Here is a 10,981-nt window from a genome sequence, read left to right on the forward strand (position 1 = left end):
TGTTTTAACCCCCCCCGGCGCGGGGGGGGCGGGGGGCGCGGGGCGGCGGCTCCGTCCGAGCCGAAGGATCTCGCGTCGGAGCGGCCACGCAGCGGGGAGATCCTTCGCTGCGCCGGGGCGGCTGGCCGCCGCCCCCGGCTCCGCTCAGGATGACACGCGGGGGGCGCGGACCGCTGTCGCGTTTACCGGACTAATTCGTCAAACTCCATCACCCCCGGCGGGCGCCGACCCGCCGACCTGTGAATCGCACCCACGCGCCGGGGTCCGCCCCTACGACTCCGGGGCGGGGACGACGATCTTGATGATCTCGCCGCGGCCTGCGTCGGCGATGAAGAGCGAGCCGTCCAGACCGACGGCGAGCGCGACGGGTTGGGAGAGGCCGGTGGCGAATTCCACGAGGTCGGGCGGCGAGCCGGCATCGCCGGGCACGGTGCGGACCACGCTGCCGCCCTCGCCGCTACCGATGGCGGCGAAGAGGGTGTCCGGGTCGGTCTGAGGCCACAACGCGCTGTCGAAGCGCAGCACGGCGTTGACGGTGACATCGCCCGGGAACTTGACTACTCGCCGGCTGAGCACCGCGGCCAGGGAATCCTGGCTGGCACTGCGCGTCCCGTTGGTCGGCATGCGGTAGAGCCCTTGCTCCCCGTCGGCCGGGCGGTCCACCACCAGGAGTTGCTCGCGGGCGATGATGAGCGGTCCGGGGTTGCTCACGCCGGCGCTGGAGATGAGCACCTCCCCGTTGGGATCGAGCCGGGCCACCACACGATGGTCGCCGCCGGGCACCATGGTTCCGGCGACGAATACGCGCCCCTGTGCGTCGATGACCGGCGCGCCGCGTGCGCCCGGCGCCGGGTCGATATTCCGGGTCGCGTAGCTCGTGCGGTCGGCAACGCCGTTCAGGTCGTTGTCGTCGATGCGGACGACCCCGCCGTCGACGGGGACGTAGATGGTAGTCCCGCTGATGGCGATGCCGCGCGGGTTCAGGAGGTCCTCGGCGATCACCGTGACACGTTCGGCGCTGCCGTCCTCCCGCTCGCTGTCGACGCGCAGGACCCGGCCCTCGGCCGTGACCACCCAGAGATTGCCGGCGGGGCCGAGCGCCAGCCCGACCGGGGTGCCAAGCTCGCTCGCGTAGACGCCGGCCACGAACCCATCGGGGACGCGGATGTCGGGCGCGGTCCGGCCCGGACGCGGGTCGGGCCAGCGCCGGGGCGGGTCGGTTTCGTAGCGCCAGCGGTAATAGTGCCGTCCGGTGTTGGCGATGGTGAAGCGCTGCGCGGCCGGGAGCGCCGGGGTGTAGACCAGGATTCGGCGCTCGAAGACCTGGATCAGCGAGGGCAGCGGTGTGCCGTCGCGCCGGTAGATCGTCCAGAACGGCTCGCTGATCGGCAGGCCCATCGCCTCGACCCAGCCCATGGTGCCGAAGGGATGCCGGGCGAAGAAGGAGACGGTGATGTCCGGCAGGTTGTGCCCCGTCTGGTCGACGTACTCAGCTCCCCGCAGCGGGACAACGGCCGATCCCGGCACGGGCTGGCCGGTGCTGTCGATCCACTCCGCGGGAAGGTCCGTTCCCAAGCGCGATGGGGCGCGCTCCTGGACGACGTGGCTCAGCGCGGCGTAGGTCGGCACGCGCTCGTCGGGGGAGCCGCTGTCGATCGGGGTGCTTGGCGGTGTTCGCGACGCCGTCAGACTGTCGCCCAGATGGATCCGGCCGGTCGTCAACTCCAGCGCCAGCAACCCCTGGAATACCCGCGGCTCGCCGCGCCCGGACTCCGGCAGGCCCAGCTCCATCCGGCCCCGGTCGAAGTACTGCACGATGCGCCGGCCGCCCGGGGCATCGGCGTAGGACTCGACCCGCCAGGCCAGCGGCTCACTTCCCCAGAGATCGAAGCCGGCGATCGACGCGGATCGGGCTGACCAGATTTCTTCGAAGGCGGGGTTGGCGAACGTGGGGCTGTCGGCCTGCCGCACCGGTAGGAGGCTGACACCGATCAGGGTGACGATCAGGACTGCGATGACCTGTTTGAACACCTCGTGCGGGACTCCTCGGGGCCTCCTGGGCATGTGGAATCGGCTGGGCGGCCGGATGCGCGGCCCGCACTAGTAGAACGCCCGGAAGGACGCACCGGTTACACACCGCCTGGCCGCGCGTCTGCTATCATCACCCTACCACTCCATGCTACTCCAGTGCGAACGTGAGGGGGAGACGATGCCGCTGACAGACATCGACGCGGTCGTGTTCGACGTCTACGGCACCCTGCTCGACGTCGACAGCATCGAGGCGCGGCGCCGCGAGGTGGCGCCGGAAGCGGCGGGACTGGTCGGCCTCTGGCGTTCCAAGCAGTTGGAGTATTCCTTCGTCCGCACCCTGGTCGACGACTATGTGGACTTCTGGGCCATCACCGAAGCGGCGCTGGACTATGCGCTGGCGACGCTCGGTGTGGCGTTGGATCCCGCCCGCCGCACGCGGCTGCTGGACGCCTGGCTCGCATTGGCACCGTTTCCGGAAGTGCCGGCAGCCCTGGCGGCACTGGCGGGTCGACCGCTGGCGGTCCTGTCCAACGGCAGCCCGGTCATGCTCGACGCTGCGCTGACGCACGCCGGGCTCAAGCCGTTGTTCGCGGCGGTGCTCAGCGCCGATACGGTGCGGCGCTTCAAGCCACACCCGGCGGTCTACGCCCTGGCTCCGGCCTGGCTGCGGATGCCGGCTGCGCGCGTGCTCTTCTGCTCGGCCAACGGCTTCGACGTCGCCGGCGCATGGCGATTCGGCCTGCGCGTTTGTCGCGTCAGCCGTGACGGCAGGCCGATTGACGCGCTGGGGGTCGAGCCGGATGCCACGATCCGCTCGCTGGCGGAGCTACCCGCGCTCCTGGAGCAGGGGACGTCAGCGTGACGGCGGGCCTGTCCACTTGGACAGCAGCGGACTGTGCCGTGGTCCGATGGAATTAGCGTCGTAGCTCGTTGATACTGACATGGTAACGAGCTGGTGCTACGTATCGGGGAGTTGCCGGCTCAGACTGAACGACCGGTGAAGGCTATGACTACCCGCAAGAGCATCTTCTTTTCACACGCCCAGGCCGCGGCGTCTGCGATCCTGTCCCATCGCGAAGGGATTCGCGCGACCTGGGAATCGCTCCTCGAAGCGTCCACCCAAGATACTGATGCGTGGCGCGCCATTCGCAGCCAGCTCGACGCCTGTATCGTGAGCTTTGCCGGCTACCTCATGGGTGAGGAGCCGGCTTGCTCATCTATGGCTGCACGCTGGCAGGCCATGGGTCCCAGCCAGGCGCGGAGCGCCGACGCGGGGGTCGCCTTGAGCCTCTTCACCGAGACGCTGCGCCGCAGCCTCGCAGAAATCCCCGGTCTCCCATTTGATTCGGCAGAGATCGTGCCCGCCGCGGCGTCGTTCACACGCAACGTCCTCGGGCGCGTTTTCCCCCAAGAATCGCAGGAAAAAAGTGACGCGGATTGGGCCGGAGTGGTGGATGTGATGACGGCCGTCCGCGAGCGGCGGATCGCCCGCCTGACCGCTCTGGGCAACATCGCGCGGGCCGTCAGCACGACGCAGAATCCCCAGGACCTCCTGGAACAGGTCCACGCCGCCTGCTCCCGCATCGTCAACGGTGACGACTTCTGCATCGCCCTGTATGACCCTGAGAAAGGGTGCATTACCCCCAAGCTACTCTACATTCGGGGCCGGCGCTGCCACGACCAGGAGGGACAGCCGACCCGGAACGCGCTCGCCCGCGTGGTGGCCGAGCAGCAGCGACCGCTGGCAGTGTCCGACTACGTCGCCGCCTGTGCCGACTACGGCGTAACCCCTCATCCGGAATATGTCACCGGCACACCGATCGCGTGGATGGCAGCGCCGATGGTCCAGGGTGATCAGACCATCGGCGTCATTTCGGTCTTCTCCTCGTTGTTGCCGTTCGACTGGGAAGATGTCGAGATCCTGGCCAGTATCGCGCGGCACACGGCGGTGGCGCTGGAGAACAGCCGCTTGCTGCTCGAACAGCGGCGCCGCGCGGAGCAACTCAAGGCCGTCAACCAACTGGCACGCCGCCTGGCCGCCGTGCGGGATCCGGACACCCTCATCGCCACCGCCGTCGACTTGATCCACGACCTCATGGGCTACTCGTTGGTATCGCTCTTCCTGGTCAACGACGATACCGGGGAGCTGGTGCTCCGTGCCCACTCTGACCAGACCCGCGCGAAGGAACTCCTCGATTTCCGCCTGCGGATCGGCGGGCCAGGCATCGTTGCCGAGGTCGCGGCGACCGGACAGGCCGTGGTCGTCCACGATGTGTCACAGGATCCGCGCTATGTCAGCACAGCCGCGACAGCCAGCACCCGGTCGGAAACGGCGGTGCCCATCCTCCGCGAGGGGGAGGTACTCGGGGTGCTCGACGTGCAGAGCACCCGCGTCGACGCCTTCGATGACCACGATCTGACGACGCTCCGCACCATCGCCGACCAACTGGCGGTCGCCCTGGAGAATGCCCGCCTGTTCCGTGAAGAGCACGAGCGCAGCCGCGCGCTGGCCCTGATGCTGGCCACGACCCGCGCGGCTGGATCGTCACTGGTCCTCGACGAGGTACTGGAGCGGCTGGCCGAAGGGATCGCCGAAGCGGCCGGCGTGCCGAACTGCGCCATCTACCTCCTGGACGAGGACGAGCAGTCGCTTGTCCCCGCGGCGACCGTGGTCGGGCCGCGGAGCCCGTTCGACCGGAGACGCGTCGGCACCACGGTCATCCGCGTGGCGGACAGCCCGACCGTTCGCACGGTCCTGGGACAGCGCGAGCCGTTCTCATGCTGCCAGGTTCCCCAGATGGTGGGCGACGACCCGGCGCTGCACGCGGCCCTGGGCGGGGCCTGCGCGCTGGCCGTGCCGCTGGCCGCCAAGGGCCGCATCCTGGGCGTGGCGTTCGTCTTCTCGGAGACCCCCTGCGACGGCTTCACGCCCGATCGCATCCAGTTGATCCGGGGTGTGGCCGACTCGGCCGGGCTCGCAGTCGAGAACGCGCGGCTCTACGCGCAGTCGCACGGGCTCGCGATCGCCGAGGAGCGCGGGCGGCTCGCGCAGGAGATCCACGACACGCTCGCCCAGGGGTTGACGGCCATCTCGCTCCACCTTGACCTCGCTGATGCCTATCTCCCGCACAAGCCGGAACAAGCCGCCGATAAGGTCCGCCGGGCGCTGGAGCTGACACGCCAGAATCTGGAGGAGGCGCGCCGCTCGGTGCTCGACCTGCGTGCCGCACGGCTGCACCAGATGTCGCTCCCCGACGCACTCCGGCGACTCGTCCTGACGTTCGCGGGCGAGACCGGTGTCGAGGCGGACTTCGTGGTCGAGGGCCTGGTCGGGCGCCTGTCGGCGCGGGTCGAGATGGGGCTATACCGCATCGCCGAGGAAGCGCTGAGCAACGTGCGTCGCCACGCGACCGCCAACCACGTGCGCGTGGCGCTGACGGCGAGCGGGGGGCAAGTCTCACTTACGATTGAGGATGACGGGGTCGGCTTTGCGCAGGAGACAATCGAGCGCGATAATGGGGGCGGATTCGGGTTGATGTCAATCCGAGAGCGCGCTCGTCTGCTGCGCGGAACGCTCGATTTGTCGAGCGCCCCAGGGGAAGGGACGCGCCTGGTCGTGACGATCCCCGCGGAGGGTCGGGCGCGCGAGACATCCTAGACTAGAGCGAGGAAACGGATCATGATCAGGATTCTCGTCGTCGACGACCACCCAGTCGTCCGCGAGGGGCTGGTGGCTATCCTGGAGGCACAAGAAGACCTCACTGTCGTCGGCGAGGCCGGTGATGGTGATCAGGCGGTGCAACAGTACCGCGACCTGCAGCCCGACGTGGTGCTGATGGACCTGGCGATGCCGGGGACCGACGGCGTGCAGGCCATTCAAGAGATCAAGCGGATCGATCCCAATGCACGGGTCGTCGTCCTGACCGCCTACGACACCGACGAGCGCATCCTCCAGGCGGTCCAGGCCGGGGCCTCCGGCTACCTCCTCAAAGGCGCGCCGCGCGAGGACATCTTCCGGGCCGTGCGGGTGGTCTACCGGGGCGGCTCACTGCTGGAGCCGGTGGTTGCCGGGAAGCTGCTCAATCGGGTAGGTGACCTGCTCCGCGGGGAGCCGGTCGAGGAAGAGTTGACGGCACGGGAGCTGGACGTCCTCACCCTCATGGCGCGCGGGCTGCGCAACAAAGAGATCGCCTACGAGCTGTCGATCACCGAACGCACTGTGAAGTTCCATGCCAACGCAATCTATCGTAAGCTGGATGTAAGCGGCCGCACGGAAGCGGTCAGCAAGGCGATTCAGCGCGGTCTGGTCCGCCCATAGCAGGCCGGTGGGTGCCGCGTCCGTGGTGCCACGTACCCCTCACATCGTTGCGCGAATCCACAAACTTGGGCACCGGCGAGGCCGGACCCTGCGGCGCGAACCGTGCGCCCAATGCATCAGCCGTTGCGCCGCCTGCTGCGTTTTGCCGTGAGAAGGGGCGGGCGACGTGATGGAAATCGGCTATGATTGGGGACGGCCCGTGCCAATCGGCGAGAGCCGTGGCGCGGGTCGGCGTGCTGTGTCAGCACCGCTTTTCCCAAGAGATTGCGCATCGCGCGAGGGCGTTGAGGGGTGGAATTCGCCCGAACGAGGAGAGGGGAGCCAAACATGAGCGACGGCCAGGGACCACGCCGAGTGCGCCAGCTTCAGCCCGACGATCTCGACCGGCAGATCATCCGTCTGCTCCGTGCCGACGGTCGCCGAAGCAACCGCGAGATCGCGCGGCGGCTGGGAGTCCCCGAGGCGACGGTTCGGTACCGCGTCCGGCGCCTGATCGAGAGCGGCGTGCTCAAGATCACCGCGTCGGTTGACCCGAGCCACCTGGGCTACGCGCTAACCGCTGTCATCAGCGTGCAGGTGGAGCCGGAGCGGATCAGCTCGGCTGCGGAGACCATCGCGGGGATGCCGGAAGTGATCTGGTGCGCGATCACCGCGGGCGCGCACGACATCATGGTCATGGCATCGTTCCGCAGCCAGGAGGAAATGTTCGCCTTCCTGACGGACCGCCTCGCTCGGATTCCGGGTACCCTGCGTACGGAGACCTCCGTCGCACTGCGCGTCCTGAAGCAGCAGCATGAGTGGGCCACCGACCTGACCACCAAGGTCGAGCGCGGCGAGCCGATCGGCGTCGAGCGCTAGCGACCGCTGACCGCGTGGGTCGCACCGGTAAGGCCACGGGACGGGGAGGGCGCTGGTTGGCGGGCTACGACGTCGTCACCTTCGGCGAAACCATGATCCGGTTCTCCACCGCACCCGGCGAGCGGTTGGAGACGGCGACCACCGTCGAAATCGGGATCGGTGGTGCCGAGTCGAACGTCGCCGTGGCGCTCGCCCGTCTCGGACGGCGGGTCGCATGGGCATCCGTCCTGCCACGCAACCCCTTCGGTGCCCGCATCGCCGGAGAACTCCGCCGCCACGGAGTCGATACCACGCACATCCATTGGGTCGACCAGGGCCGCGCCGGCGTCTACTACCTCGACACCGGCGCGGCGCCCCGCCCCACGCAGGTGCTCTACGACCGCGCCGGCTCGGCCGTCGCCGTCTGTGACCCGGAAGACATCGACCCGGCCCTGGCCACCCATGGCCGCCTTCTCCACCTCACCGGGATCACCCCCGCGCTGAGCCCGTCGTGCACCGAGATCACGCGGCGCCTGCTATCGGCCGCCACGGCGGCGGGCATCCCCGTGAGCATCGATGTGAACTACCGCTCCCGCCTCTGGACACCGGAAGCGGCCGCCGAGACACTCACGCCGCTGTGCAGCGAGTCCACGGTCCTCTTCTGCGGGCGGAACGACGCCCGCACTCTCTGGGGCCTCGGCGGAACGGACGAGGAGATCGCCCGTGGGCTGGCCGCGCTCTTCGACGCGGCGGTGACGGTGCTCACGGCCGGCGCCGACGGGGCACTGGCACTGACGCGCGACGGCACCTTCTACCACGAGCCGGCGGTCCCCGTCGACGTGATCGACCGCGTCGGCGCCGGGGACGCCTTCGCCGCCGGCTTCCTGCACGGCTACCTGGACGGCGACGTCGCGTTGGGGCTGCGCCTCGGCGTGCGACTGGCGGCGCTCAAGATGACGGTCCGCGGCGACCTCGCGGTCCTCAGCGAGGACGACATCGCCGCCTGCCTCGCTGAGGCCGGTTCCTCACACACCATCATGCGCTGACACGGGAGCACGATACGGGCCATCTGCCTCAGGGCAGTTCCTGCTCCTGGAAGCGGCCGCCGTAGGTCGCCTGGCCGACACACTCTTCGAGGATGATCTGGCAGATGGCGGTGCCTGGGTGAATGGCCAGCGGCACCGGCCCGGCGTTGTTCATCTCCAGCACCTGCTTGGCGCGGGTGATCCCCGGCTGCATGAAGTTCGCGGTGACGTGGACCATCAGACCGATCCGGGCGAACCGGCTCCGGCCCTGGATCCAGCCGCAGATGTCGGGGGGCAGGGTGATGCGCTCCTGGGTGACGCCGTGAATCGCCTGGCCCGGCAGGAGCAGGAAGTAGTCGTCGACCTCGATCAGGCTCGTGACGTCCCGGTAGTCGGCATCGTCCGTGACATGGAAGATCTCCTGAGCCGGCCGGAACACCCGGAACTGGCGGTCCAGGTGGAGGTCGATCGAGGCCGGCCCGACCTGAGCCGGATCGAACGGGTCGATCACGATCGTGCCGGCCTCGATGTGCCGGAGGATCTCCGAGCGGGTCAGCACTGCCATCGTCGTCTCCTTCGTCCCTCATGCCATCGTGGATGGCAGCCAGCGTATCGTCCCGGTCCCGCGCGGCTGGGTCACGATTCGGTGGGTCGCTCCGGCGTCTCCTCCGCCTTCTCCTCGTCGTCCGCATCCTCCGGGCCGGGCGCGTCCGGGGCTGCGGGTGCCGGCTCCGTGGCCTCGGCCGCCGCGGTCTCCTCCGCCGGTGCCGTGGCCGGCTCGGAGCCGGACGGGGCCGGTTCCCCTGCGGCTTCGGGTGCGGCCTCGCCAGGCGCCGCGGGCTCTGCCGCGTGTTCTGCCGCCGGTTCCGCCGGTGCCGTGGGCTCAGCGGTCGCCTCAGCGGCCGATGTTTCCTCTGCCGCAGGCTGCTCGGCCGGCTCCGGCTCGGGTTCCTCCGCGGGCGGTTCGAGGTCGGGCGGGGCGATCGTCCCGAGCATCTGCGCGCACCAGGCGGCGAGCGCCAGCAGGGCGACATCCTGGCCACGGCGGGCGACGAGCTGCGTCCCGATCGGCAGGCCGTCGCCGTTGAGACCGGTCGGCAGGGTGATGGCCGGCGTGCCGAGCAGCGACCACACCGCCTGGAAGGTGCGGTCACCGGTGGTGTTGCGGCGTGGCGCGGCGTTGCTGACGCTCGGCAGGAGGTAGCCGTCCACCTCGCCCAGCGCGGCGTCGACCGCGCGGGCGATCCGGCGGCGCAGCCGAGCCGCCGTCAGCAGGTAGGCGGCCGGGATGAGCTGGCCCACCTCGATCTCCTGACGCAGGAACTTCCCGTAGTCGTCCGGGTGCCGTGCGCACTGCTCGGCGTGCACGGCAGCCACCTCGGCCTGCATGATCACGCGGTGGACCGCCAGGCAGAGGTCGAGGTCGACCGGGAGCGCCCCCTCCACCACCGTCGCTCCGGCCGCACGGAGGCGCTCCGCTACGTCCAGCAGATGATCGCGCACGTCCGGCTCGGCTCGCTCCAGGAACTCGGTCAGCAGCACCAGGCGAGGCGGAGTATCACGCCGGGCCGCGAGGTCGGTCTGCGTGCCCGCAAGCGCGTCGTAGGCAAGGGCAACATCCTCAACGGTCCGAGCCAGCAGGCCAACGTGGTCGAGCGACCAGGCGAGGGGGATCACGCCGTCGCGGCTGGTCCAGTTGTAGCTCGGCTTGAAGCCGACCGTGCCGCAATATGCCGCCGGGCGCACCACCGACCCCGCCGTCTGGGTGCCGAGCGCCAGCGGGATCATCTGTGCCGCCACGGCCGCGGCGGACCCGGCGCTCGACCCGCCCGGCGTGCGCGCGGCGTTCCAGGGGTTCTTGGTCGGCGCGGGGTCGGCGTGGGCAAACTGCGTCGTGTGCACCTTACCCAGGATGATCGCCCCGGCCGCACGGAGCCGCGCGACGACGTGCGCGTCCTGGTCCGCCCGCCGGTCGCGGTAGGGGGCGAACCCAGCGGCGGTCGGCATGCCCGCCACGTCGATGATGTCCTTGACACCGACGGGCACACCGTGCAGCGGTCCGATCTGGCCGGACTCCGCGGCACGGTCACGCTCGGCGGCCTCTGCCAGGGCCTCATCGGCACCCAGCGTCGCCCAGGCTTCAATCTCCGGCTCCAGCCGCGCGATCCGCTCCAGCAGCGCGGTCACCAGGTCGACCGCGGACAGCTCCCGGGCACGCACGCGGCGGACGATCTCAGTGGCCGTAAGCTCGTAGAGCGCCGTCATGCCGGTCCCCCCGTATCCACGCCCGAGGTATCAGGGGCTTCGTCGGTCGGGTCCAGCGGCGCGGCGGCGATGCGCGCCAGGGCCGCGGCGGTGGCCTCCAGTGCCTCGGCCATCTCAAACGTCCGCATCGGGCCGAACGTCTCGGCAGCCTGGCGGCGTAGCTGCGCGAGCACCTTCTTCTCGGACAGGTGTGAATCGAGTTTCACGGTGTTGCACTTCTCCTCATTGCGTGACGGTCGTGGTCCTGGCGGGCACGACGACGAACGTCGCGGAAGCAGAAGGTAGTCTGAGCGAGTGGGCGACGGCCGTCAAGCCACGCACCGCGTGCCACCGGCCGGGGTACCGGTCTTGCTTGGACAGGGACGAACCATTCCGGCATGCCGACCGTAGCCGAGATGGGTCGTGCCGGGATCGTCGTGCGGTGGTCGGCACCTGAGGCCAAGAAGGCCGAGTGGTACGAGGATCCCGCACCTCGGCCCGTGCCCGGGGCGAAAGCCGCCGGGCA

At 69.7% G+C, this 10,981-nt stretch carries 9 protein-coding genes; 5 read left to right on the forward strand and 4 right to left on the reverse strand.

Annotation, left to right across the window (positions count from 1 at the left end; all coding sequences use genetic code 11):
* Positions 1-270: 270 nt before the first annotated feature.
* Complete coding sequence (locus IRZ30_RS12360; RefSeq protein WP_294085539.1) at positions 271-2,031, reverse strand: hypothetical protein; 1,761 nt, start codon at positions 2,029-2,031, stop codon at positions 271-273.
* 178 nt (positions 2,032-2,209) lie between these two features.
* On the opposite strand from IRZ30_RS12360, the gene IRZ30_RS12365 reads away from it, so the two are divergent.
* The 5 genes from IRZ30_RS12365 to IRZ30_RS12385 all read left to right on the forward strand — a co-directional run bounded on the left by IRZ30_RS12365 (position 2,210) and on the right by IRZ30_RS12385 (position 8,232).
* On the forward strand, positions 2,210-2,893 hold the full coding sequence (locus IRZ30_RS12365; protein WP_294085540.1) for a haloacid dehalogenase type II: 684 nt from the start codon (positions 2,210-2,212) through the stop codon (positions 2,891-2,893).
* A gap of 144 nt (positions 2,894-3,037) precedes the next feature.
* Positions 3,038-5,689, forward strand: a complete 2,652-nt coding sequence (locus tag IRZ30_RS12370; protein WP_294085542.1) for a GAF domain-containing protein — start codon at positions 3,038-3,040, stop codon at positions 5,687-5,689.
* 21 nt (positions 5,690-5,710) lie between these two features.
* Positions 5,711-6,349 (forward strand): response regulator transcription factor, encoded by a 639-nt coding sequence (locus tag IRZ30_RS12375; RefSeq protein ID WP_294085544.1) that lies wholly within the window; start codon positions 5,711-5,713, stop codon positions 6,347-6,349.
* Positions 6,350-6,676: 327 nt separating this feature from the next.
* Positions 6,677-7,207 (forward strand): Lrp/AsnC family transcriptional regulator, encoded by a 531-nt coding sequence (locus IRZ30_RS12380; RefSeq protein ID WP_294085546.1) that lies wholly within the window; start codon positions 6,677-6,679, stop codon positions 7,205-7,207.
* Between the two features lie 56 nt (positions 7,208-7,263).
* Positions 7,264-8,232, forward strand: a complete 969-nt coding sequence (locus IRZ30_RS12385) for a sugar kinase (RefSeq protein ID WP_294085547.1) — start codon at positions 7,264-7,266, stop codon at positions 8,230-8,232.
* A gap of 28 nt (positions 8,233-8,260) precedes the next feature.
* On the opposite strand, the gene dcd is transcribed toward IRZ30_RS12385, so the two are convergent.
* From dcd to IRZ30_RS12400, 3 genes are all read right to left on the reverse strand, one after another.
* Positions 8,261-8,776: a dCTP deaminase gene (gene dcd / locus IRZ30_RS12390; RefSeq protein ID WP_294085549.1), complete on the reverse strand. Its 516-nt coding sequence runs from the start codon at positions 8,774-8,776 to the stop codon at positions 8,261-8,263.
* Positions 8,777-8,847: 71 nt separating this feature from the next.
* Positions 8,848-10,476: an amidase gene (locus IRZ30_RS12395; protein ID WP_294085551.1), complete on the reverse strand. Its 1,629-nt coding sequence runs from the start codon at positions 10,474-10,476 to the stop codon at positions 8,848-8,850.
* Complete coding sequence (locus IRZ30_RS12400) at positions 10,473-10,682, reverse strand: hypothetical protein (protein ID WP_294085553.1); 210 nt, start codon at positions 10,680-10,682, stop codon at positions 10,473-10,475. The genes IRZ30_RS12395 and IRZ30_RS12400 overlap by 4 nt, the downstream gene beginning before the upstream one ends.
* Positions 10,683-10,981: the final 299 nt, after the last annotated feature.

It is taken from the genome of Sphaerobacter sp. (assembly GCF_019683595.1).
In the GTDB taxonomy this organism is placed as follows: Bacteria; Chloroflexota; Chloroflexia; order Thermomicrobiales; family Thermomicrobiaceae; genus Sphaerobacter.